The organism is Streptomyces anthophorae, from assembly GCF_049310305.1.
Classification (GTDB): domain Bacteria; phylum Actinomycetota; class Actinomycetes; order Streptomycetales; family Streptomycetaceae; genus Streptomyces.
This window is the reverse complement of the sequence record NZ_JBLWQQ010000001.1, coordinates 3,098,672-3,120,715: the sequence shown is the minus strand read 5'-3', so window position 1 is coordinate 3,120,715 and position 22,044 is coordinate 3,098,672. Positions and strand designations below refer to the sequence as shown.

Sequence of the window (22,044 nt, the reverse complement as noted above, 5' to 3'; positions counted from 1 at the left end):
CCGCGGAATAGCCCGCCCGCTCTCCAGGTTCGTACTTCCTGCGCATGCACGAACCACTGGTTCCCGAAGGGCGGCACACAATGAAGATCGGCATCATCGGCGCGGGCAACATCGGTGGCAATCTCACGCGGCGCTTCACCGCCGTCGGCCACGACGTCCACGTGGCCAACTCCCGCGGCCCGCACACGCTCACCGCGCTCGCGGAGGAGACCGGGGCCACCCCCGCCACCATCGAGGACGCGGTCCGGGACGCGCAGGTCGTCGTCGTCACGATCCCGCTCAAGGCCGTGCCGAACCTGCCGAAGGGCTTCCTCGACGCGGCGGCTCCCGACGTGGCGGTCATCGACACCGGCAACTACTACCCGCAGCAGCGCGACGGGAGGATCGCCGGGATCGAGGACGAGGGCCTGACGGAGAGCCGTTGGACGGAACGCCAGATCGGCCACCAGGTGATCAAGGCCTTCAACGGCACCTACGCCCACGACATCCTCGACAAGCCCCGCCCGGCCGGCGACCCGGCCCGCGTCGCGCTCCCGGTCGCGGGCGACGACGCGGCGGCCAAGCGGGTCGTCACGGCGCTCCTCGACGAGATCGGCTTCGACACCGTGGACACCGGCGGCCAGGACGACTCCTGGCGCCAGCAGCCCGGCACCCCCGTCTACGGCATGGCCGCCGACGCGGCCACCGTCCGCAAGGCGCTGGACTCGGCGTCCCCGCAGCGCACGGCGGAGTGGCGCGCCTGACCGCCGCCTCCTGTCAGACGCCGCCCGCCCACTCGTACAGGGAGTCCTTGCTCTCGAAGTCGGCGACATTCTTGTCGAGCGGGCTGTCGGTGTACTGGTGGATCGCCCAGTCCGCCTTGATGCGGGGCTTGCCGGCACTGACGTAGTCGGCGATCCAGAGGCCGTCGCCGGCGTATGAGGTGGAGTCCTGAGTGAGCCAGTAGTGCCTGTTGCAATAGAGCAGAACCCGGTGGTTGGGCCGCAGCCGCTTCACCTCGCGGATGAACTTGTCCTTCTCCGCGTTGCTCGCGTGCGTGCCCTCGCCGGTCGTCTCCCAGTCCACCGCGAGCAGGTCGCCCACCTTTTCCGGGGACTTGCTGACGAAGTACTCGGCCTGCTCCTTCAGGTTCCCCGGCCACAGGAAGTGGTAGAAGCCGACGACGCAGTGCGCGTCGCGGGCCCGCTTGGTCTGCGCAGCCAGGCGCGGGTTGACGTACGAACGCCCCTCCGTCGCCTTGATGAACACGAACGACAGGCCGTCCGTGTCGAACGTGGACTGGTGCGAGCTGACGTCGATGCCACGGATCATGCGGGCCTCCCGGTCGGTGGGGCGACGAGGTCGAACTTTCATCGTCCCTGATCCGGACGGTTATGAGATCCCCTTTACGTAGATCGGTGACGGTCGGTCGCGTCCGTGGCTCGGGACGCGTCTGCGGGTGGAGGGGGCCGGGACCACGGTGCGTGGTCGTTCCGCTGCGCACTCGCCGTGGCCACCCCGGTCCTGAGGGTCACTGTCTAGCGTTCGAGGTTTCGGACGGCCCAAGTCTTGGAACGCGCTTTACCGCGGAGACGCAACTGGCGGAGCCCCTGTGCCTGTCTGACAGGGAGGCTGGGGCGGACTCGGAGAATGGGGCAGGTCGTGGGACGGAGCAGGGGCAGCGGCATAGGGATCGCGCTGGCGACGGTCGCGGTGCTGGTGGGCGCGAGCGCCTGTGGCGGTGGCGGCACGGACAAGGCGGGCGCGGAGGCGTCGGGGAAGGCGAGCGCGAAGCCCTCGCCGACCAAGCCCAAGGGCCCGCCGATGCTGCTGGAGACGATCACTCCGCAGACCGACGCCAAGGTCGGCGTCGCCATGCCGGTGTCGGTGGTCTTCACCAACCCGGTGGCGGCGAAGGCGCGTGCGAACGTCGAGAAGCACATGAAGGTGAGCACGTCGCGGCCGGTCGAGGGCGCCTGGCACTGGTTCGGCGACAAGCGCGCCGACTGGCGCCCCAAGACGTACTGGCCCTCCGGTACGAAGGTGAAGGTCGACGCCGACATGAAGGGCGTCAGCAACGGCAACGGCCGGTACGGCGTGCACGGCTACACCCACACCTTCACGGTCGGGGACGACGTCCGCGCCGATGTCTCGGTGCCGGGACACACCCTGAAGGTCACGAAGAACGGCAAGCCCGTGCGCACGCTGTCGATCAACGCGGGCAGCTCCGAGTACCCGACCTGGAACGGCACGATGGCCGTCATCGACAAGCAGAAGAAGGTCCACATGACCTCGTGCAGCGTCGGGATCAGCTGCGACAAGGGCAGCCCCAATTATTACGACCTGACGCTGCCGTGGGACGTCCACCTCACCCAGTCCGGCACATACGTTCACTACTCGACCGGTGACCCGAACCCGGGCAGCGGCAGCGCCCGCGGCTCGCACGGCTGCGTCCACCTGTCGATGTCCGACGCCAAGTGGTTCTACGAGCAGGTCAAGCAGGGCGACCCGGTCACCATCACCGGATCGCCGCGCGCCAAGGCCCCGGCCGACAACGGTTACGCGGCCTTCAACCTGAGCTGGGACGACTGGCTCGCGGGGAGCGCGGCGGGCGCCGGGAAGGCCGCCGCCCTGTAGCGACGGCGGCCCCGGTTCCGGTGCCGGTCCTGGTTCCGGTCAGCACTCGATGATGTTCACCGCGAGGCCGCCTCGCGCCGTCTCCTTGTACTTGACGGACATGTCGGCCCCGGTGTCCCGCATCGTCTTGATGACCTTGTCCAAGGACACCTTGTGCGAGCCGTCGCCGCGCAGGGCCATCTTGGCCGCCGTGACGGCCTTGACCGCCGCCATGCCGTTGCGCTCGATGCACGGGATCTGGACGAGGCCGCCGACCGGGTCGCAGGTCAGGCCGAGGTTGTGCTCCATGCCGATCTCGGCCGCGTTCTCGACCTGCTCGGGGGAGCCGCCGAGGGCCTCGGCGAGCGCGCCCGCCGCCATCGAGCAGGCGGAGCCGACCTCGCCCTGGCAGCCGACCTCGGCGCCGGAGATCGAGGCGTTCTCCTTGAAGAGCATGCCGATGGCGCCCGCGGTGAGCAGGAGGCGGACGACGCCGTCCTCGTCGGCGCCGGGCACGAAGTTCACGTAGTAGTGCAGGACCGCCGGGATGATGCCGGCCGCGCCGTTCGTCGGGGCGGTGACCACGCGGCCGCCCGCCGCGTTCTCCTCGTTCACGGCCATCGCGTAGAGGGTGATCCACTCCATGGCGTGGGCCACGGGGTCGCCCTCGGCGCGCAGCTTGCGGGCCGAACCGGCCGCGCGGCGGCGCACCTTGAGGCCGCCGGGGAGGATGCCCTCGTGGGACATGCCGCGCGAGACGCAGGCCTGCATGACGCGCCAGATGTCGAGGAGCCCGGAGCGGATCTCGTCCTCGGTGCGCCAGGCCTTCTCGTTCTCCAGCATCAGGGCCGGGATGGACAGGCCGGTCTCCTGCGTGAGGCGGAGCAGCTCGTCGCCGGTGCGGAAGGGGTACTTGAGGACGGTGTCCTCGGGGACGATCGGGTTCTCGCCCTCGACCGCGTCCTCATCGACGACGAAGCCGCCGCCCACCGAGTAGTACGTCTTGGTGAGCAGTTCCTTGCCGTCGGCGTCGTGAGCCCACAGCGTCATGCCGTTCGCGTGGTACGGGAGGGCCTTGCGGCGGTGCAGGACGAGATCGTCGTCGTAGGAGAACGGGATCTCGTGCGCGCCGAGCAGGTTGAGGAGACCTTTTTCCTTGATCGTCTCGACGCGTTCGTCCGCCTTCTCGACGTCGACGGTGCGCGGGGAGTCGCCTTCAAGGCCGAGCAGTACGGCCTTCGGGGTGCCGTGCCCGTGTCCGGTCGCGCCCAGGGAGCCGTAGAGCTCGGCGTGGACGGAGGTGGTGTGGGCCAGCAGGCCCTCGTTCTTGAGGCGCCGCGCGAACATGCGGGCCGCGCGCATCGGGCCGACCGTGTGCGAGCTGGACGGGCCGATGCCGATCGAGAACAGGTCGAAGACCGAGATGGCCACGGTGGGACTCCAAAGGTGGTGGTAGACGCCGTTGTCTGCCGGACGAGCGGGAGTGCGGTGGAAGCGGCCGGGGCACCGCGCTCACTGATGCCTTCTGGTTCCAGTGTGCGTGGTGCCCCGGTAGGACGTACGTACGCAAGGGTACGTAATCCGGGCCGAAGGGCCGTGGCTACTTCAGGCCGGGGTACAGCGGGTGCTTGTCGGCCAGAGCGGTCACCCGGGCCTTGAGCGCCTCCGCGTCGTAGGACGGCTGGAGGGCGAGCGCGATGACGTCGGCGACCTCGCGGAAGTCCTCGGCCCGGAAGCCGCGGGTGGCGAGGGCCGGGGTGCCGATCCGCAGGCCGGAGGTGACCATCGGCGGGCGCGGGTCGTTCGGGACCGCGTTGCGGTTGACCGTGATGCCGACCTCGTGGAGGCGGTCCTCGGCCTGCTGGCCGTCGAGCTCCGACTCGCGCAGGTCGACGAGGACCAGGTGCACGTCGGTGCCGCCGGACAGGACGTTGACGCCCGCCGCGCGGGACTCCGGGGTCGTCAGGCGCTCGGCGAGGAGCTGGGCGCCCTCGATCGTGCGGGCCTGGCGCTCCTTGAAGTCCTCCGAGGCGGCGACCTTGAAGGAGACGGCCTTGGCCGCGATCACGTGCTCCAGGGGGCCGCCCTGGAAGCCCGGGAAGACCGCCGAGTTCAGCTTCTTCGCGAAGTCCTTGTTGCGGGCGAGGATGATGCCGCCGCGCGGGCCGCCGAGCGTCTTGTGCGTCGTGGACGTGACGACGTCGGCGTGCGGGACCGGGTTGGGGTGCAGGCCCGCGGCCACGAGGCCCGCGAAGTGCGCCATGTCGACCCAGAGGTACGCCTCGACCTCGTCGGCGATGCGACGGAACTCGGCGAAGTCCAGCTGGCGCGGGTACGCGGACCAGCCGGCGATGATCACCTTGGGGCGGTGCTCCTTGGCGAGCCGCTCGACCTCGGCCATGTCGACCAGGCCGGCGTCGTCCACGTGGTACGGGACCACGTTGAACTGCTTGCCGGAGAAGTTCAGGCGCATGCCGTGCGTGAGGTGGCCGCCGTGCGCCAGGTCCAGGCCGAGGATCGTGTCGCCCGGCTTGGCGATGGCGAAGAGCGCGGCCTGGTTCGCGGAGGCGCCGGAGTGCGGCTGCACGTTCGCGTACTCGGCGCCGAAGAGCGCCTTCACGCGGTCGATGGCGATCTGCTCGGTGACGTCGACGTGCTCGCAGCCGCCGTAGTAGCGGCGGCCGGGGTAGCCCTCCGCGTACTTGTTGGTGAGGACCGAGCCCTGGGCCTCCATGACGGCGGCGGGAGCGAAGTTCTCCGACGCGATCATTTCGAGGGTCGACTGCTGGCGCTTCAGCTCGGCGTCGACCGCGACGGCGACCTCGGGGTCGAGCTCGTGCAGGGATTCGTTCAGTACGGACATCGGTGGGGTCAGCTCCCGGAGAACTCGGTGTACTCGTCGGCGGAGAGCAGGTCCTTCGGCTCGTCGGCCAGCCGGACCTTGAACAGCCAGCCGCCCTCGAACGGGGCCGAGTTCACGAGGGCCGGATCGTCGACGACGTCCTGGTTGATCTCGGTGACCTCGCCGTTCACGGGGGAGTACAGGTCGGAGACCGACTTGGTCGACTCGAGCTCGCCGCAGGTCTCGCCCGCGGTCACGGTGTCGCCGACCTCGGGGAGCTGGACGAACACGATGTCACCGAGCGCGTTGGCGGCGTGCTCCGTGATGCCGATGGTGGCGACGCCGTCCTCGACGGCGGAGAGCCACTCGTGCTCCTTGCTGTAACGCAGCTGCTGGGGGTTGCTCATGATGCGAATTCTCCTGTACGCGGGAAGGTGCTGGTGACGGAGGGGGCGCCCGGACGGGCGGGGCCTACTTCTGACGCTTGTAGAACGGCAGTGCCACGACCTCGTACGGCTCGTGCGTGCCGCGGATGTCGACGCCGACGCCCGCCGTGCCGGGCTCGGCGTGCGCGGCGTCCACGTACGCCATCGCGATCGGCTTCCCGAGCGTCGGGGACGGGGCTCCGGAGGTGACCTCGCCGATCACCTGGCCGTCCACGACGACGGACATCCCGGCGCGCGGGACGCGGCGGCCCTCGGCGATGAGGCCGACGAGCTTGCGGGGCGGGTTGGCCTCGGCGCGCTCGGCGGCGGCGACCAGCGCGTCATGGCCCACGAAGTCGTCGCTGTGGGAGGTCTTCTCGAACTTCACGACCCGGCCGAGACCGGCGTCGAAGGGGGTGAGGGACGTCGACAGCTCGTGCCCGTACAGCGGCATGCCCGCCTCCAGGCGCAGCGTGTCCCGGCAGGACAGGCCGCAGGGGATCAGGCCGTACTCGGCGCCCGCCTCGGTCAGCGCCTGCCACAGCTTCTCGGCGTCGGCGGGGGAGACGAACAGCTCGAAGCCGTCCTCGCCGGTGTAGCCGGTGCGCGCGATGAGCGCCTGCACACCGGCGACGGTGCCGGGCAGCCCCGCGTAGTACTTCAGGCCGTCCAGGTCCGCGTCCGTGACCGACTTCACGATCGCCGCGGAGGTCGGGCCCTGCACCGCGAGCAGCGCGTACGCGTCGTGGTCGTCGCGGACCTCGGCGTCGAAGCCGGCGGCGCGCTCGGTGAGGGCGTCGAGCACGACCTGCGCGTTGCCCGCGTTCGCGACCACCATGTATTCGGTCTCGCCGAGCCGGTACACGATCAGGTCGTCGAGGATCCCGCCGTCCGCGCGGCAGATCATCGTGTAGCGGGCGCGGCCGAGGCCGACGGAGCCGATGTTGCCGACGAGAGCGTGGTTGAGCAGGTCCACGGCCCCCGGCCCGGACACCGTGATCTCGCCCATGTGGGACAGGTCGAAGAGACCGGCCCGCGTGCGCACGGCGTTGTGCTCGTCGCGCTCACTGCCGTAGCGCAGCGGCATGTCCCAGCCGGCGAAGTCGGTCATCGTCGCGCCGAGCGAACGATGCAGGGCGTCGAGAGATGTCGTACGGGTCATCAGTGGTGCTCCCGGGCATGACGGCGATGGCGAAGTGTCCTCCCCATCTGTCATCGGAACCTGAGAGGTTCGCCCCGAGGGGGCTTGCACCTTGGGTGGGGGCGCCGTGTCACAAAGGCGCCCCACTTTTCAGATCTGCCTCGCCCGCGCGGTACGGGGCCTGAGAGATTCAAGGGAGGAACTTGCTCCTTCGGCGTCCGGGGACCGATGGGTACCCGGAACTCTCCCGCGCGGATTCAAGCGGCCGGTATGCAGTTGCGCGCACATCATTGCATGCCCGTCCGACAGGGAAACCCCTTGAGTGGCATTACCTTCTCTTTACACTTGAGGGGCAAGGGTGACGTGACCGGAACGGGGAGGACGATCGCGGTGCACAAGGCAGTGGCGGGGGCTTACGCGGTGTCGGCTTCGGCATCGGTGGTGGCGGGGGTGCGGATCCCCGGCCAGCGCTCGGTACGGGACCTGCGCGGCCGCCGCGGACACACCCCGCGCAGACTCGCCTTCGAGGCGGGCGACCTCGTCGTGCTCTCCGGCCTGCCCGGCAGCGGCAAGTCGACGCTGATGCGGCGGGCCGTCAAGGAGATCCGGATCGATTCGCAGGACACCCGCGAGCGCTGGGCCGCGCGCATGCCGGCCCGCCTGCCGTACGCGCTGTACCGGCCGCTGGTCCGCATCGCGCACTATGTGGGCCTGCGGCGGGCGATGCGCTCGGGCGTCAGCGTCGTCGTGCACGACTGCGGTACGCAGGCGTGGGTGCGCCGCTGGGTGATCCGCACGGCGCGGCGGCGCGGGGTCGCCGTCCACCTGATGCTGCTCGACGTACCGGCGGACACGGCCCTCGAGGGGCAGCGGGACCGCGGCCGTGGAGTGTCCCGGTACGCCTTCGCCCGGCACCGCAGGGCGGTGGGCGCGCTCGTCAGCTCGACGGAGCGGGGGGAGCCGCCGGCCGGGATGGAGTCGGCGGTGCTGCTCGACCGGGCGGCGATGGAGGCGCTCGCCGGGATCACGTTCGGCGACTGACGGCCGGGGCCCCTGCGCAAGCGGACGGAACCGCACCGTGTCCAATTGTGTGTACGAGTTAAGGTCGGCGGGCACAGCAGCGGGCAGAACGGCAGAGGTTGATGGCAGTCATGGAGTTCCCAGGCACCCCGGAGCCGGGTCACGGTCACGCCCAGGGGCACGAGGGCGGCTACGGCCACCCCGCGCAGGGCTGGCCCGCCAACGAGTTGGAGGAGGTCCTCGCCGCGGCCCTCGGCCAGGAGGCGGGGAGTGCTGGGGATTCGGCGGGGCGCCGAATAGTCGAGGTCCTCGGCCGCAGCCACGTGTGGATCCCGCTGCCCCGCGGCGGCTCGAACGCGAGCCGGGACCTCGACCTGCCGAGCCTGGAGATCGGGGGCCAGGCCTTCGTCCCCGTGTTCAGCTCCGAGCAGCAGTTCATGGCGGTCACCGGTGGCCGGATGGACTGCACGATCGCCCCGGCGGTGGAGTTCGCGCGCGGGCTTCCGCCGCAGGTCGGCATCGCCGTGAACCCGGACGGCACGGTCGGTGTGCCGCTGCCGCCGCCGGCCGTCGCCGAGCTGGCCCGCAGTGGCCGCACGCCGCTCGACGGTCCGGCGACGGGCGGCCGCGTGGTGCTGAGCGAGCCGGACTGGCAGGTCGACCCGATGGACTTCCTGGCCGCGGTGCGCGAGGAGTTCGAGGGGCTCGGCACGGTGCTGAGCGCGCGGCGCTGCCTCGCGACCGTGGAGGACGCGGAGCCGTCCCTGTTCATCGGCGTGGAGCTGGCGCAGGCGGTGAGCGCCCCGAGCGGCGCGGGGGACCTTCCGCTGGACGCGCTGGGGCGGGCGCTGGGCCGGGCGCCGGTGCCGTGGGCCGTCAACCTGGTGTTCCTGGATGTGACGCAGGACCCGGTCGCGGACTGGCTGCGTACACACGTACGGCCGTTCTACGTACGAGAAGGGTGACGGCGTCCGTCAAGTCGGTGTCAGTATCGCCGCTTAAGCTGGTTTCATGACGTGACCGGTCGGCGCTTCGCTTTCCGGCCACGTGTGGAACACGGACGTATTTGAAGAGCCGAAGGGGCGGTTACGGGTGAGTGCGGGCACGGCCGCGGCCGGACAGGTCGAGCACATGCTGCGCCAGGTGACTCCCGGGCGCTACGACGCGTACGAGGCGCTCCTCAAGGCCCTCGCCGACCCCGCGGCCGGGCAGGTCTGGATGCTGCTCTGGCACGGTCAGGCCGGCTCCCCGGACGCCCAGTACGGGAACATGGAGGTGGACGGCTTCAGTTACGCCCCCTGCGTCACCTCCGCCCAGGAGCTCTCCGCCTCCGGCTGGTCGCGGGCGTACGAGGTGGTGAGCGGGGTCGACGCGGCGCGCACGCTCTACCCGGACCACTACGGGCTCTGGCTGAATCCGCACGCGCCGGGCGGCGGCGTCGGCATCCCGTGGCTCGACCTGCGGCGCATCGCGGGCGGCCTGGACCGGCAGCCGGCCGGCCCGCTCAGGCTCTCCGAGCCGACGATCGAGATCCCGCAGTTCTACGCGACCCTGACGCAGAACGCGCACCGCACGACGGCGATCCGCTCCCTGCGCCGCGCCTGGGTCCAGCCCGCGCTGGGCGCGCCCTACCTCGCCATCGGCCTGGACGTCTACGACACGTCCCCGGCGTCGGTGGACGCGGTCCGGGCGATGATGCAGCAGTCCATCCCTGCGGTCCCCGAGGGCCTTCCGGTCTCCACGGTCGCGATGTCGGACGAGTACGACCCGGTGGCGATGTGGCTCCGACAGGCACGTCCGTTCTATGACCGGGAGGCCCACGCGGCGCCTCCCGCTCCCGCCGGTGGGGGGTACGGATTCCCGCCGCCGTACGGGGCGACGTACTGAATGAAAAAGCTGCCCTCAGTCGCCGGGCGGGCTTGATCTGTCCGGACGGGCTGGAGAAATCCAGCCCGTCCGGCGTTTGAGGACATCATTTCAAGCGGCGACCGCAACATGACCCGTTCCGTACCAACTCGCCCGGCCAAAGACCGGGTTGACCACTCGCGTCCCAACTGCCCACCGTCCGACCCCCGTTCACGGCAGTCCGGATAACGGAACACCCCAGCCTGCATCACGTTTAGGCATCCTTTCGCCGTCAAGTCTGGCAACAGATCGCGCCCAGGTTGAAGACTCCCGCTCCAAGGGGGCTTCGCCTCTGTGTACGACGGACTGAACCACGCCGCCACAGCGGCAAGTGCGGGCCGGTCACCGCCGGTTGAGAGGGGTCCCTGCCACGATGACGGCACCATTGCACGACACGAGCGCGGAAGCGGAACCGAGCGCACCGGTCGAGCCTGCCAAGGGAGACGGAGGCCGCAAGGTCGAGGGCCGGTCGCTCAAGCAGATCGCCTGGGGCCGGCTCAGGCGCGACAAGGTCGCCCTCGGCGGTGGCATCGTTGTCGTCCTCCTCGTCCTGGTCGCGGTCTTCGCTCCGCTCATCGTCAGCCTGCTCGGCCACCCGCCGAACGAGTTCCACCAGGACAAGCTGGACGAGCTGACGAACCTGCCCAAGGGCGCCCTGGGCGGAGTCAGCGCCGAGCACCTCTTCGGCGTGGAGCCCAACAAGGGCCGCGACATCTTCAGCCGCATCGTCTACGGCGCCCGCGTCTCGATGCTGGTCGCCGTCCTCGCCGCGTTCGTCGCCGTCGTGCTCGGCACCTTCTTCGGCATCATCGCCGGCTACTTCGGCGGCTGGGCGGACGCGGTGATCAGCCGCGTGATGGACGTGCTGCTGTCCTTCCCGCAGCTCCTCTTCATCATCTCCCTGGTCTCCGTCCTCCCCAACGACCTGCTCGGCCTCACCGGCAGCGGCGTGCGCATCATGATCCTGATCATGGTGATCGGCTTCTTCGGCTGGCCGTACATCGGCCGGATCGTGCGCGGTCAGACGCTCTCGCTGCGCGAGCGGGAGTACGTGGAGGCGGCCCGCAGCCTCGGCGGCGGACCCCGGCACATCCTCTTCCGCGAACTGCTGCCGAACCTGGTGGCGCCCATCACCGTGTACACCACGCTGATGATTCCGACCAACATCCTCACGGAGGCGGCGCTCAGCTTCCTCGGCGCCGGTGTCCGGCCGCCGACCGCCTCGTGGGGCGGCATGCTGCGGGACGCGCTCAGCACGTACGAGCACGACCCGATGTTCATGGTCTTCCCTGGCGTGGCGATCTTCATCACCGTGCTGGCCTTCAACCTCTTCGGGGACGGCCTGCGCGACGCGCTCGACCCCAAGGGCACCCGATAGACCCAGTTCACTGCCCCTGCCGTCCCGTCAGGAGCACTCCCTGTATGTCCCCCTTGGTCACGCGGCCGCAAGGCCGGGGACCGCGAATCCCGGAGGATGCGAGAAGAATGCCCAAAGGTTTCCAGAGTCGACGGATGATGGCGGGCGCGGCCCTCGTGGCGGCGTCGGCGCTCACGGTCACCGCCTGTGGCGGTGGCGACGACAGCGACAACGAGTCGAAGGGCGCCGGCTACAACGCCGCCATAGGCAAGATCGCCAACAAGTCGACCACAAAGGGCGGCACGCTCCGCATGGTCGCCAAGCAGGACCTGGACAGCTTCGACCCGCAGCGCGCCTACTTCGGTATGGCGTGGGACTTCATGCGCTTCTACAACCGCACCCTGGTGACGTACGACACCAAGCCGGGCGCCGCGGGCAACGCGCTGGTCCCCGACATGGCGAAGGGCATGGCCGAGGTCAGCGACGGCGGCAAGACCTACACGTACAAGCTGCGTGACGGTCTCACTTGGGAGGACGGCTCGAAGCTGACCTCCAAGGACATCAAGTACGGCATCGAGCGCATCTGGGCGGACGACGTCATCACCGGCGGTCCGGTGTACCTGAAGCAGGTGCTCGACCCCAAGGGCGAGTACAAGGGCCCGTACAAGGACAAGTCCAAGGACAAGCTCGGCCTGAAGGCGATCGAGACGCCCGACGACACCACGATCGTCTTCCATCTGCCGCAGCCCAACAGCGACTTCGAGCAGATGCTCGCCATGCCGTCCGGCTCCGCCGTGAAGGCCTCGGCGGACACCAAGGAGAAGTACACGACCAAGCCGCTGGCCAACGGTCCGTACAAGGTCCAGTCGCACAAGGCGAACAAGTCGATCGTGCTGGTCCGCAACAAGGCCTGGAAGAAGGCCTCGGACCCGAACAACCCCGCGCTGCCGGACAAGATCACTGTCGCGATCAACAAGAACCTCGAAGAGAACGACAAGAACCTGATGGCCGGCCAGTACGACGTCGACCTCAACGGCACCGGCATGACGCAGTCCGGCCGGACCACCGCGGTGACGGACCACAAGGGCGACGTCGACAACATGCAGACGCCGTTCGTCCGTTACGTCGCCCTGGTCACCACGACCAAGCCGATGGACAACGTCGCCTGCCGCAAGGCCGTCTTCTACGCCACCGACTTCAAGAGCCTTCAGCAGACCCGAGGCGGCGAGGTCGCGGCCGGCAAGATCGCCAACAACCCCTTCCCGAAGGCGGTTCCGGGCCACGACGACAGTTACGACCCGTACGGCGTGGTGGAGCGCAAGGGCAAGCCGGACCTGGCCAAGGCCAAGGACGAGCTGAAGAAGTGCGGCAAGCCGAGCGGCTTCTCGACCGTGCTGACCGCGCGCAGCGACCAGCCCGGTGAGGAGGACGCCGCCGAGGCGCTCCAGGAGCAGCTGGGCAAGGTCGGCATCAAGCTGACCATCGACACCTTCTCCGGTGCCGACGCCTCCTCCATCTCCGGTGACCTCAAGAAGGTCAAGGAGCGCGGCTACGGCATGACGATGAGCGGTTGGGGCCCGGACTTCAACACCGGCCAGGGCTTCGGCCAGCCGCTGTGGGACAGCCGCTTCATCCAGAAGACCGGCAACTACAACGAGTCGCAGATCGACGACCCGAAGATCGACAAGATGTTCGACAAGGCGCTGAAGACGACCGACAAGGCCGAGGCGAAGAGCATCTACACCGACATGGGTCACCGGATCCTCGACGAGGCCTACTGGATGCCGTTCATCTACGAGGCCAACATCACCTGGCGCGGGCCGCGTCTGACGAACGCCTACTCGGCTCCCGCCTGGAGCGGCCGCTACGACTACGCCAAGCTCGGCGTGACGAAGTAGCAGCGACCGACTCGCTGAAATCCCAGCCGACACCCACCAGTCCGAAGGGCAGGTGATGGTCCCGGCAGGCGGCCGGACCCCGCGACCCGAGGTCCGGCCGCCCCCAGGGGCCGCGCACAGTGCTTGCTTACCTCATCCGGCGCCTGAGCGCCGTCATTGTGATGGTGCTCATCGTCCTGCTGACGACGTTCGCCATCTTCTTCCTGCTGCCGAAGTGGTCCGGCCAGGACGTCGCCGCTCTCTTCGCGGGCAAGGCCACATCGCCGGAGCAGCTGGCGGGCATCCGCGTCAAGCTCGGCCTCGACGACCCGCTGCTCGTGCAGTTCTGGGACTTCGTCAGGGCGATCCCGCTGGGCCGGGACTACGTCTCCGGCGGCAGTGTGACCCACTGTCCGGCGCCGTGCCTGGGCTACTCCTTCCGTACGGAGGAGCCGGTCTGGAACACGATCACCGACGCCCTGCCGGTGACCGTGGCGCTCGCCGCCGGTGCCTGCGTCCTGTGGCTGGTCGGCGGCGTGGCCGTGGGTGTCGTCTCCGCGCTGAAGCGGGGCACCGTCTGGGACCGCAGCGCGATGATCGCCGCGCTCTCCGGCGTCTCCATGCCGATCTTCTTCACCGGCATGGTGATGATGGGCATCTTCGTCCACAGCCTGGGGCTCATCAAGATCAGCGACAACCTGTCGAGCGACCAGCCCATCGGTACCTGGATCGAGACGCTGATCCTGCCCTGGATCGCCCTGGCCTTCCTTCAGGCGGCGATGTACGCCCGCCTCACCCGGGCCACCATGCTCGAGGTGATGGGCGAGGACTACATCCGCACCGCCCGCTCCAAGGGCCTCGGTGAACGGTCCGTCATCACCCGGCACGCGCTGCGCTCCACGATGACGCCGATCCTCACCGTCTTCGGTCTCGACCTGGGCGTGTTGATGGGCGGCGCCATCCTGACGGAGTCCACCTTCGGGCTGAAGGGCGTCGGCTTCGAGGCCGTCAACGCCGTCGAGGCGAAGGACCTCCCGGTGATCCTGGGGGTCACCCTGGTCATGTCGCTGGCCATCGCCATCGCGAACCTCGTCGTCGACATGATGTACGCCGTGATCGACCCCCGAGTGAGGCTGGGATGAGCGAGCAGAGCAACACCGGGACCGTCGTGGGCGAGCCGTTCGCGGCCGACTCCCCGCCACCGTCCGCCTTCCTTGAGGTCCGCGACCTCAAGGTGCACTTCCCGACCGACGACGGCCTCGTGAAGTCCGTCGACGGCCTGAACTTCTCGCTGGAGAAGGGCCGGACCCTCGGCATCGTGGGCGAGTCCGGCTCCGGCAAGTCCGTGACCTCGCTCGGCATCATGGGCCTGCACACGGTCGGCCAGTACTCCAAGCGCCGGGCGCAGGTCTCCGGCGAGATCTGGCTGGACGGGGAGGAGCTGCTGTCCTCCCCGCCGGACAAGGTGCGCCGGCTGCGCGGCCGCGAGATGGCGATGATCTTCCAGGATCCGCTGTCGGCCCTGCACCCGTACTACACGATCGGCAAGCAGATCGTGGAGGCCTACCGGGTCCACCACAACGTCGACAAGAAGGTCGCGCGCAAGCGGGCCGTCGAGATGCTCGACCGGGTCGGCATCCCGCAGCCGGACAAGCGGATCGACTCCTACCCGCACGAGTTCTCGGGCGGCATGCGCCAGCGCGCGATGATCGCGATGGCGCTCGTCAACAACCCCGAACTGCTCATCGCCGACGAGCCGACCACCGCGCTCGACGTGACGGTGCAGGCGCAGATCCTCGACCTGATCCGCGATCTCCAGAAGGAGTTCGGCTCGGCCGTCATCATGATCACGCACGACCTCGGGGTCGTCGCGGAGATGGCCGACGAGCTGCTGGTCATGTACGGCGGCCGCTGCGTCGAGCGGGGCACGGCCGAACAGGTCTTCACCACGCCCCAACACCCTTACACCTGGGGCCTGCTGGGTTCGATGCCGCGCATCGACCGGGACCAGACCGAACGGCTCACCCCGGTCAAGGGCTCCCCGCCCAGCCTCATCAACCTGCCGAGCGGCTGCGCCTTCAACCCGCGCTGCCCGTACGCGGATCTGCCCAAGGACAACATCACGCGCACCGAGCGCCCCGAACTGCGGGAGGTCGGCTCCGGACACTTCTCCGCCTGCCACATGTCGGGCGAGGAACGCGAACGGATCTGGACCGAAGAGATTGCGCCGAAGCTGTGACGGATGCCGAAGGAACGGACGCCAAAGGACCTGACACCGAGATGACGCCCCCTACGCTCCCTCAGCAGACGACGACCTCTCCGGACCCGGCGGCCGGTGAGCCGCTGCTCAAGGTCGACGGCCTGGTCAAGCACTTCCCGATCCGCAAGGGCCTGCTCAAGCGGCAGGTCGCCGCCGTGCAGGCGGTCGACGGGCTCTCCTTCGACGTCCGCGCGGGGGAGACCCTCGGTGTCGTCGGCGAGTCCGGCTGCGGCAAGTCCACGATGGGCCGGCTCATCACGCGGCTGCTCGAACCCACGGGCGGGCGCGTCGAGTTCGAGGGCAAGGACATCACGCACCTCGGCACCGGCGGCATGCGGCCGCTGCGCCGCGATGTGCAGATGATCTTCCAGGACCCGTACTCCTCGCTGAACCCGCGCCACAACATCGGCACGATCGTCGGCACCCCGTTCCGGCTCCAGGGCGTCAAGCCCGAGGGCGGCGTGCGCAAGGCCGTGCAGGAGCTCCTGGAGAAGGTCGGGCTCAACCCCGAGCACTACAACCGCTACCCGCACGAGTTCTCCGGCGGGCAGCGCCAGCGCATCGGTATCGCGCGGGCGTTGGCGCTGCGGCCGAAGCTCGTGGTGGCGGACGAGCCGGTGTCGGCGCTCGACGTCTCCATCCAGGCGCAGGTCGTGAACCTCCTGGACGACCTCCAGGACGAGCTCGGGCTCACGTACGTGATCATCGCGCACGACCTCTCGGTCATCCGGCACGTCTCCGACCGGATCGCGGTCATGTACCTCGGCAAGATCGTCGAGTTGGCGGACCGCGACGACCTGTACTCGACGCCGATGCACCCGTACACGAAGGCGCTGCTGTCGGCGGTGCCGGTGCCGGACCCCAAGCGGCGCGGCGCGAAGAGCGAGCGCATCCTGCTGCGCGGCGACGTGCCCTCGCCGATCGATCCGCCCACCGGGTGCCGGTTCCACACGCGGTGCTGGAAGGCGACGGAGGTCTGCACGACGAAGGAGCCTCCGCTGCTCCAGCTCGGCAGGGCCCACCAGGTGGCCTGCCATCACCCGGAGAACGCCCCGGACCAGGCGCCGGAGGACACCAAGCTCCTTCAGGTGGCGAAGGAGGCGATCGACGTGATCACGGTCCCGAAGACGGTGGCTCCGCCGGAGGACCGGAAGCCGTCTTAGCGGCGGGGCGGGCGCGGCACCGGGGTCGCGGTTGCGGGTCTCCGGTTTGCCGCACCGGGGTTGCGGTCGCGGGGCTCTGCCCCGGACCCCGCGCCTCAATCGCCGGCGGGGCTGAGTTGGTGGAGCCCTCGTGGGGCTGTTGCGCTGCATCGGGGTTGCGGTCGCGGGGCTCCGCCCCGGGCCCCGCTGCTCAATCGCCGCAGGGGCTTGAAATACCTGCCCGCACCGCCCCAACAGGCCCGGTTTGCCTGGCCCGTGGGACGTAGGCCCCACGGGGTTCCGCACCACGCCTCGCGGCGATCTGCTGCGGGTACGACTTCCCGCCCGTTGCGGTCGACCGCCACCGCCTTGGGCAATCTGCCGCCTTGGGCGGCAGGGTGGGCAAGGCGGCCCCCGGTGCGGCGCAACGGGGCGATGGGCGCCGACCCCGTGAAGCGGCCGGGCGCCGGACGACCGGAGCCCCCGGAGGGGGCGGGTGGGTGGGAGATGGGCGGCGGGAGCACCGTGATGCCGCACAGAGCCCCTCGTTCGGCTGGGCGGCGCAGCCGGGACGCCGCATAGCGCCCCACCCGTTCCGTGAGGCCGTACAGGGCCCACCCGGAGGGCACCCGTTCCGCGGGGCCGCGCGGCGGTCATCCGTTCCGCGGGGCCGCACCGGCCCGCCCGTTCTGCGGGGCCGCACCGGCCCGCCCGTTCTGCGGGGCCGCACCGGCCCGCCCGTTCTGCGGGGCCGCACCGGCCCGCCCGTTCTGCGGGGCCGCACCGGCCCGCCCGTTCTGCGGGGCCGCACCGGCCCACCCGTTCCGCGCGGCAGCGCAGGGTGGCGACATGGCCCAAAAGGGTCATGTACACGCACACCCCCTCACGGCAGAGTTCCGCTGTCCGTTACACCGGAACCCGTTCGAAGGGACGCCCCATGGCACTCTCCCGTTGGGCACGACTGGCCGCGCTCACCGTAGCCGCGGCCTCCTTCTGCCTGATAGCCGCCGCACCCGCCCCCACCCCCGGCTCCGACGGCATCGGCGACCCGTACTTCCCGCAGCTCGGCAACGGCGGCTTCGACGCCCGGCACTACGCCCTCGACGTCGACTACAACCCCGACACCGACCGCCTCGACGGCCGCACGACCCTCACCGCCCGCGCCACCCAGAACCTCTCCGCCTTCGACCTCGACCTCCAGAAGCTGACCGTCACCAAGGTCGAGGTGGACGGCAGACCCGCCCGGTTCACCCGCAGCGGCGACGAACTGCGCATCACCCCGCGCACGTCGATCCGCAAGGACAACACCTTCACGACCACCGTCACGTACGGCGGCGTGCCCGAGCCTCTGAGCGGTCCCATCGTCTTCGGCTCCGACTACGGCTGGATGAAGACGGGCGACGGCGTCTTCGTCGCGTGCGAGCCGAACGCCGCCTCCACCTGGTTCCCCTCCAGCGACCACCCCTCCGACAAGGCCACGTACGACATCAGGATCAAGGCGCCGAAGGGGCTCACCGGCGTATCGAACGGCCGGCTCGTCGACACGTACGACACCGACAAGGGCAAGCGGACCGTCCACCACTGGCGCGAGACCAAGCCCATGGCGACGTATCTCGCGACCGCCACCATCGGCAAGTTCGATGTGAAGACCGGAAAGACGGCCGGTGGCATCCCCGTCTACGTGGCCATCGACCCCGTGCTCGCCAACAGCAACAACGTCGACGTGTACGCGGTGACCGCCGAGGCCACCGACTACTGGTCGCAGGTCTTCGGCCCGTACCCCTTCGAGGAGACGGGCGCGATCGTCGACGACATGCCGCAGGCCGGCTTCTCCCTGGAGACCCAGTCCAAGCCGATCTACTCCGCCGTCCGCTCCGAGTCGACGATCGTGCACGAGCTGGCCCACCAGTGGTTCGGCGACTCCGTCTCGGTCGACCAGTGGGACGACATCTGGCTCAACGAGGGCTTCGCCACGTACGCCCAGTGGCTGTGGACCGAGCACAAGGGCGGCGCCTCCGCGCACGACTCCTTCCTCGCCGGCTACAACTCGCGCCCCGCCAACTCCACGTTCTGGCAGGTCAAACCGGGCGATCCGCAGCGCGACACGATGTTCGCCTCCGCCGTCTACCAGCGCGGCGCGATGACGCTCCAGATGCTGCGCGAGCGCATCGGCGACAAGGCGTTCTTCAAGCTGCTGCCGCAGTGGACGCGGCTGCACCGGTACGCGAACGCCGACACCGACGACTTCATCGCCCTCGCCGAGCGGGTCTCGGGCAAGCAGCTCGACGACCTGTTCGAGACCTGGCTGTTCACGACGGGCAAGCCCAGCCTGTAAAGGGTCCGCGGACGCGACAGGTAAGAATGTCGCGTGCTTCAGGAACTGTTCAGTCCCTCCGTCCAGCATTGGCTCGACCTCATCGGGATCTTCGTCTTCGCGATCTCCGGCGCCCTGATGGCCGTCCGCAAGAACTGGGACGTCTTCGGGATCGCCGCGCTCGCGGAGGTCACCGCGCTGGGCGGAGGGGTGTTCCGCGACCTGGTCATCGGCGCCGTGCCGCCGGCCGCGTTCACCGACCTCGGCTACTTCGTCACGCCGCTGATCGCCGCCGCGCTCGTCTTCTTCCTGCACCCGGAGGTCGAGCGCACCCAGACGGCGGTGAACGTCTTCGACGCGGCGGGTCTCGGCCTGTTCTGCGTCACGGGCACGACGAAGGCGTACGACTACGGCCTCGGCCTCACCGCGTCCGCCGCGCTCGGCCTCGCCACCGCGGTCGGCGGCGGTGTGCTGCGCGACATCATCGCCAACGAGGTGCCGTCCCTCGTGCGCTGGGACCGCGATCTCTACGCGGTGCCCGCCATGGTCGGCGCCGGGATCGTCGTCCTGTGCATCCATCTCGACGCCCTGGACGGCTTCACCAGCGGCCTCGCGGTCCTCACCGCGTTCGTTCTGCGGCTGCTCGCGATGCGTTTCCACTGGCGGGCGCCCCGCGCATGGAACCGCAGGTCGGCCGGGGTGGAAGTGACGGAGGAGACGCCGTAGCCGGGGGTCGGGCGGCAATGAAAGCTACCGCTTAGTAATTTCCTGTTGTACGTTTCCTGGTATGGCAGACGCAGTATCCACGCAGAGTCGCCCGGCGACCATCGGCGACAGCGAGTTCGACCGCGACACCGCCGTCATCCGGCGCGCGGGCGAGCCCGGTGTCTACGACATCGACCTCTCCGCGGGCTGGACGATCATCAACGCCCTCAACGGCGGCTACCTCCTCGCCGTGCTCGGCCGCGCCCTCGCGGACGCCCTGCCGCACGACGACCCGTTCACGATCTCGGCGCACTACCTGACCGCGTCCGCGCCCGGTCCCGCCGTGATCAGGACCGACGTGGCCCGCTCCGGCCGCACCCTCTCCACGGGCCAGGCCTCCCTCTTCCAGTACGCGGAGGACGGCAGCGAGGTCGAGCGGATCCGGGTCATCGCGTCGTACGGCGACCTGAACACGCTCCCCGACGACGTGCGCACGAGCGCCGAGCCGCCCGTACTGCCCGCCATCGACCAGTGCTTCGGCGCGGGCGACGCCCCCGAGGGCGCGCCGCCCGTGCCCGGCAGCTCCGCGATCTCCGACCGGCTGCACCTGAAGCTCGACCCCGCCACGCTGGGCTGGGCGCTCGGCGCGCCGTCCGGCAAGGGCGAGATGCGTGCCTGGTTCGGCCTCGCCGACGGTCGCGACATGGACCCGTTGTCGCTGCTGCTCGCGGTGGACGCGCTGCCGCCGACCGCCTTCGAGATGGGCCTCAAGGGGTGGGTGCCGACGGTCGAGCTGACCGTCCACGTGCGCTGCCGCCCGGCCCCGGGCCCCGTCCGCGTGTCGATCACGACGCGGAACCTGGCCGGCGGCTTCCTGGAGGAGGACGCCGAGATCTGGGACGCGAAGGACCGCCTGGTGGCCCAGTCCCGCCAGCTCGCGCGCGTACGGCTGGGCTGAGCCGCTACGAACCCAGGAACTCGCCCAGTACGGCGGCGAGTTCCGCGGGCGCGTCCTCCTGGACGAGATGCCCGGCGCCCTCGATGATCCGCAGCTCGGCGCCGGGGATCAGCTTGGCCAGCTCGTGCGCCCGCTGGACCGGGATCCAGCTGTCCTCGGCGCCCCAGGCGACCAGGACGGGAAGCTCCAACTCCCCGTAGCGGCCCTGGATGTCGTCGGTCGCGGCCCACAGGGGGTTCTGCTCGATCTGCCGGTAGAAGGAGTCCTTCCCGGCCTCGGTCAGCCAGGGCGCGACCACGCGCGCGTGCGTCTCGGGGTGCAGCCCGTGGTGGCTGCCGGAGGCGATGTAGCGGTGCACGAGCGCCTCGTGCAGATCGGGCGGCAACTGCCGGAACACATCGGAGTGTTCGCCGAGCAGCCGGTACGTGGGGGAGCCCCACGGCCGGACCGCCACCGGGTCGACCAGGGCGAGGCGGGCGTACGCGGCGCCGTGCACCAGGTGCGCGCGCAGCGCGATGCAGCCGCCGAAGTCGTGGCCCACGACGGCGGGTGCGTGTCCCTCGCCGGTCAGGCCCCAGTGGTCGAGGAGTTCGGTCAGGACGCGGGCCTGGGTGTCGAGCGAGAGGTCCTGTCCCGGGCCCGTCTCGGAGACGCCGTAGCCCGGCAGATCCCATACGTGGACCCGGTGTTGACGTGCGAGCGCGCGGGCCGGCTGCCGCCAGACGTACGAGGAGAACGGCGTGCCGTGGACGAGGACGACGGGCGGCGCGTCGGCCGGTCCGAGTGACGTCCAGCGGATCTCGCCGGACGAGCTGGAGAAGCTTCGGTCGAGGTTCCAGTCGGCTGCTGTCATGACCGTAACGCTAGTTGCTCATGACACGTCGAGCCAGTGCTTTCGGCCGATACTGACGAGCCGCAGCTGCCGCTCGGCCCGGTCCGCCACCTGTTCGAACTCCTCGATAGGCGTCGTGAGCAGCACCGATGCCGTCACCAGCATGTGATCGACGTACAGGTTCGCCAGCATTCTCAGGTCCTCCTCGCTCCAGCCCGCCGCGCCGGGGTCGTGCCGGAGCGCCTCCCGCACCTCGTCCGCGAACTGCCCGAGCTGCTCGCCGATCGCCTCCCGCACCCGCTGCACGCCGCCGTTCCGCTCGCGCGCGATGAAGCGGACGTGTGCGGGGTGCGCGTGCACATGGCGGACGATCAGCTCGACGGTGCGCGTGATGCGCTCTTCGCTGTCCCAGGTCGCGGTCAGCGCGTCGCGGATCACCGCGTGCAGGCTGCCGAGCGCCTCCTCGACCAGGGCCACTCCGAGGTCGGCCGTGCTGTCGAAGTGCCGGTAGAACGCGGTCGGCGTCACGCCCACGGCGCGCGTCACCTCGCGCAGGCCGAGGCTGCTGAGGCTCTGGTCCTCCAGCAGTCCCAACGCCGCGTCCAGGAGCGCCTGTCGGGTCTTCTGTTTCTGCGCCTGACGGGCGCCGAGGGTGTGACTCATGTCATCCA

Annotated in this window: 21 protein-coding genes and 2 riboswitches; of the genes, 13 read left to right on the top strand and 8 right to left on the bottom strand. The window is 69.8% G+C overall.

Annotation, left to right across the window (positions count from 1 at the left end):
- Nucleotides 1–80 precede the first annotated feature (80 nt).
- Nucleotides 81–743 (top strand): NADPH-dependent F420 reductase, encoded by a 663-nt coding sequence (locus ACNYS0_RS13865; RefSeq protein ID WP_422473637.1) that lies wholly within the window; start codon nucleotides 81–83, stop codon nucleotides 741–743.
- Between the two features lie 13 nt (nucleotides 744–756).
- Here ACNYS0_RS13865 and ACNYS0_RS13860 read toward each other — a convergent pair whose 3' ends face one another.
- On the bottom strand, nucleotides 757–1,311 hold the full coding sequence (locus ACNYS0_RS13860) for a glycoside hydrolase family 25 protein (RefSeq protein ID WP_422473635.1): 555 nt from the start codon (nucleotides 1,309–1,311) through the stop codon (nucleotides 757–759).
- Nucleotides 1,312–1,629: 318 nt separating this feature from the next.
- Between ACNYS0_RS13860 and ACNYS0_RS13855 the strand changes: the two genes are divergently transcribed.
- The gene (locus ACNYS0_RS13855; RefSeq protein ID WP_422473633.1) at nucleotides 1,630–2,616 is read left to right on the top strand and encodes a L,D-transpeptidase; all 987 of its coding nucleotides are present in this window, start codon (nucleotides 1,630–1,632) and stop codon (nucleotides 2,614–2,616) included.
- A gap of 39 nt (nucleotides 2,617–2,655) precedes the next feature.
- Here ACNYS0_RS13855 and ACNYS0_RS13850 read toward each other — a convergent pair whose 3' ends face one another.
- The 4 genes from ACNYS0_RS13850 to gcvT form a co-directional block, all read right to left on the bottom strand.
- Nucleotides 2,656–4,026 carry an L-serine ammonia-lyase gene (locus ACNYS0_RS13850; protein ID WP_422473631.1) on the bottom strand — a complete coding sequence of 457 codons (1,371 nt, stop codon included), beginning with the start codon at nucleotides 4,024–4,026 and terminating at the stop codon, nucleotides 2,656–2,658.
- Nucleotides 4,027–4,195: 169 nt separating this feature from the next.
- A complete protein-coding gene (gene glyA / locus ACNYS0_RS13845) occupies nucleotides 4,196–5,458 on the bottom strand; it encodes a serine hydroxymethyltransferase (protein WP_422473630.1) in 1,263 nt (420 codons plus the stop codon).
- An 8-nt stretch (nucleotides 5,459–5,466) separates the two neighbouring features.
- Complete coding sequence (gene gcvH, locus ACNYS0_RS13840; RefSeq protein ID WP_266714318.1) at nucleotides 5,467–5,844, bottom strand: glycine cleavage system protein GcvH; 378 nt, start codon at nucleotides 5,842–5,844, stop codon at nucleotides 5,467–5,469.
- Between the two features lie 64 nt (nucleotides 5,845–5,908).
- Entirely contained in the window at nucleotides 5,909–7,024 is a 1,116-nt protein-coding gene (gcvT, locus tag ACNYS0_RS13835; RefSeq protein ID WP_422473628.1) for a glycine cleavage system aminomethyltransferase GcvT, read from the bottom strand.
- Between the two features lie 37 nt (nucleotides 7,025–7,061).
- A riboswitch (glycine riboswitch) is annotated at nucleotides 7,062–7,163 on the bottom strand.
- A riboswitch (glycine riboswitch) is annotated at nucleotides 7,164–7,263 on the bottom strand.
- Nucleotides 7,264–7,423: 160 nt separating this feature from the next.
- Here gcvT and ACNYS0_RS13830 point away from each other — a divergent pair.
- The 8 genes from ACNYS0_RS13830 (at nucleotide 7,424) to ACNYS0_RS13795 (ending at nucleotide 16,585) form a co-directional block, all read left to right on the top strand.
- Nucleotides 7,424–8,044: an AAA family ATPase gene (locus ACNYS0_RS13830; protein WP_422482627.1), complete on the top strand. Its 621-nt coding sequence runs from the start codon at nucleotides 7,424–7,426 to the stop codon at nucleotides 8,042–8,044.
- 110 nt (nucleotides 8,045–8,154) lie between these two features.
- The gene (locus ACNYS0_RS13825) at nucleotides 8,155–8,988 is read left to right on the top strand and encodes an enhanced serine sensitivity protein SseB (protein WP_422473626.1); all 834 of its coding nucleotides are present in this window, start codon (nucleotides 8,155–8,157) and stop codon (nucleotides 8,986–8,988) included.
- A 166-nt stretch (nucleotides 8,989–9,154) separates the two neighbouring features.
- Entirely contained in the window at nucleotides 9,155–9,910 is a 756-nt protein-coding gene (locus ACNYS0_RS13820) for an enhanced serine sensitivity protein SseB C-terminal domain-containing protein (RefSeq protein WP_422482625.1), read from the top strand.
- Nucleotides 9,911–10,301: 391 nt separating this feature from the next.
- On the top strand, nucleotides 10,302–11,306 hold the full coding sequence (locus tag ACNYS0_RS13815; protein ID WP_422473624.1) for an ABC transporter permease: 1,005 nt from the start codon (nucleotides 10,302–10,304) through the stop codon (nucleotides 11,304–11,306).
- 107 nt (nucleotides 11,307–11,413) lie between these two features.
- A complete protein-coding gene (locus ACNYS0_RS13810) occupies nucleotides 11,414–13,183 on the top strand; it encodes an ABC transporter substrate-binding protein (protein ID WP_422473622.1) in 1,770 nt (589 codons plus the stop codon).
- Nucleotides 13,184–13,302: 119 nt separating this feature from the next.
- Nucleotides 13,303–14,304, top strand: coding sequence for an ABC transporter permease (locus tag ACNYS0_RS13805; RefSeq protein WP_422473620.1), 1,002 nt, complete (start codon nucleotides 13,303–13,305; stop codon nucleotides 14,302–14,304).
- Nucleotides 14,301–15,401 carry an ABC transporter ATP-binding protein gene (locus ACNYS0_RS13800; RefSeq protein WP_422473618.1) on the top strand — a complete coding sequence of 367 codons (1,101 nt, stop codon included), beginning with the start codon at nucleotides 14,301–14,303 and terminating at the stop codon, nucleotides 15,399–15,401. The genes ACNYS0_RS13805 and ACNYS0_RS13800 overlap by 4 nt, the downstream gene beginning before the upstream one ends.
- A 41-nt stretch (nucleotides 15,402–15,442) precedes the next feature.
- Nucleotides 15,443–16,585: an ABC transporter ATP-binding protein gene (locus ACNYS0_RS13795; protein WP_422473616.1), complete on the top strand. Its 1,143-nt coding sequence runs from the start codon at nucleotides 15,443–15,445 to the stop codon at nucleotides 16,583–16,585.
- 632 nt (nucleotides 16,586–17,217) lie between these two features.
- Here ACNYS0_RS13795 and ACNYS0_RS13790 read toward each other — a convergent pair.
- Complete coding sequence (locus tag ACNYS0_RS13790) at nucleotides 17,218–17,415, bottom strand: hypothetical protein (RefSeq protein ID WP_422473614.1); 198 nt, start codon at nucleotides 17,413–17,415, stop codon at nucleotides 17,218–17,220.
- 86 nt (nucleotides 17,416–17,501) lie between these two features.
- On the opposite strand from ACNYS0_RS13790, the gene ACNYS0_RS13785 reads away from it, so the two are divergent.
- From ACNYS0_RS13785 to ACNYS0_RS13775, 3 genes are all read left to right on the top strand, one after another.
- A complete protein-coding gene (locus ACNYS0_RS13785) occupies nucleotides 17,502–18,899 on the top strand; it encodes a M1 family metallopeptidase (protein WP_422473612.1) in 1,398 nt (465 codons plus the stop codon).
- A gap of 33 nt (nucleotides 18,900–18,932) precedes the next feature.
- Entirely contained in the window at nucleotides 18,933–19,604 is a 672-nt protein-coding gene (locus ACNYS0_RS13780) for a trimeric intracellular cation channel family protein (protein ID WP_422410031.1), read from the top strand.
- 61 nt (nucleotides 19,605–19,665) lie between these two features.
- Nucleotides 19,666–20,541, top strand: coding sequence for a thioesterase family protein (locus ACNYS0_RS13775; RefSeq protein ID WP_422473610.1), 876 nt, complete (start codon nucleotides 19,666–19,668; stop codon nucleotides 20,539–20,541).
- Between the two features lie 4 nt (nucleotides 20,542–20,545).
- On the opposite strand, the gene ACNYS0_RS13770 is transcribed toward ACNYS0_RS13775, so the two are convergent.
- Entirely contained in the window at nucleotides 20,546–21,394 is an 849-nt protein-coding gene (locus tag ACNYS0_RS13770) for an alpha/beta fold hydrolase (protein ID WP_422473608.1), read from the bottom strand.
- An 18-nt stretch (nucleotides 21,395–21,412) separates the two neighbouring features.
- A complete protein-coding gene (locus tag ACNYS0_RS13765) occupies nucleotides 21,413–22,036 on the bottom strand; it encodes a TetR family transcriptional regulator (RefSeq protein WP_422473606.1) in 624 nt (207 codons plus the stop codon).
- Nucleotides 22,037–22,044 lie beyond the last annotated feature (8 nt).

Bases quoted from the DNA above. Each gene is read 5' to 3' on its own strand.
- ACNYS0_RS13855 (WP_422473633.1), top strand. From the start codon at position 1,630: ATGGGGCAGGTCGTGGGACGGAGCAGGGGCAGCGGCATAGGGATCGCG.
- ACNYS0_RS13825 (WP_422473626.1), top strand. From the start codon at position 8,155: ATGGAGTTCCCAGGCACCCCGGAGCCGGGTCACGGTCACGCCCAGGGG.
- ACNYS0_RS13860 (WP_422473635.1), bottom strand. From the start codon at position 1,311: ATGATCCGTGGCATCGACGTCAGCTCGCACCAGTCCACGTTCGACACG.
- ACNYS0_RS13800 (WP_422473618.1), top strand. From the start codon at position 14,301: ATGAGCGAGCAGAGCAACACCGGGACCGTCGTGGGCGAGCCGTTCGCG.
- ACNYS0_RS13770 (WP_422473608.1), bottom strand. From the start codon at position 21,394: ATGACAGCAGCCGACTGGAACCTCGACCGAAGCTTCTCCAGCTCGTCC.
- ACNYS0_RS13785 (WP_422473612.1), top strand. From the start codon at position 17,502: ATGGCACTCTCCCGTTGGGCACGACTGGCCGCGCTCACCGTAGCCGCG.
- ACNYS0_RS13790 (WP_422473614.1), bottom strand. From the start codon at position 17,415: ATGTCGCCACCCTGCGCTGCCGCGCGGAACGGGTGGGCCGGTGCGGCC.
- ACNYS0_RS13810 (WP_422473622.1), top strand. From the start codon at position 11,414: ATGCCCAAAGGTTTCCAGAGTCGACGGATGATGGCGGGCGCGGCCCTC.
- ACNYS0_RS13765 (WP_422473606.1), bottom strand. From the start codon at position 22,036: ATGAGTCACACCCTCGGCGCCCGTCAGGCGCAGAAACAGAAGACCCGA.
- ACNYS0_RS13820 (WP_422482625.1), top strand. From the start codon at position 9,155: ATGCTGCGCCAGGTGACTCCCGGGCGCTACGACGCGTACGAGGCGCTC.
- glyA (WP_422473630.1), bottom strand. From the start codon at position 5,458: ATGTCCGTACTGAACGAATCCCTGCACGAGCTCGACCCCGAGGTCGCC.
- ACNYS0_RS13775 (WP_422473610.1), top strand. From the start codon at position 19,666: ATGGCAGACGCAGTATCCACGCAGAGTCGCCCGGCGACCATCGGCGAC.
- gcvH (WP_266714318.1), bottom strand. From the start codon at position 5,844: ATGAGCAACCCCCAGCAGCTGCGTTACAGCAAGGAGCACGAGTGGCTC.
- ACNYS0_RS13815 (WP_422473624.1), top strand. From the start codon at position 10,302: ATGACGGCACCATTGCACGACACGAGCGCGGAAGCGGAACCGAGCGCA.
- ACNYS0_RS13795 (WP_422473616.1), top strand. From the start codon at position 15,443: ATGACGCCCCCTACGCTCCCTCAGCAGACGACGACCTCTCCGGACCCG.
- gcvT (WP_422473628.1), bottom strand. From the start codon at position 7,024: ATGACCCGTACGACATCTCTCGACGCCCTGCATCGTTCGCTCGGCGCG.
- ACNYS0_RS13865 (WP_422473637.1), top strand. From the start codon at position 81: ATGAAGATCGGCATCATCGGCGCGGGCAACATCGGTGGCAATCTCACG.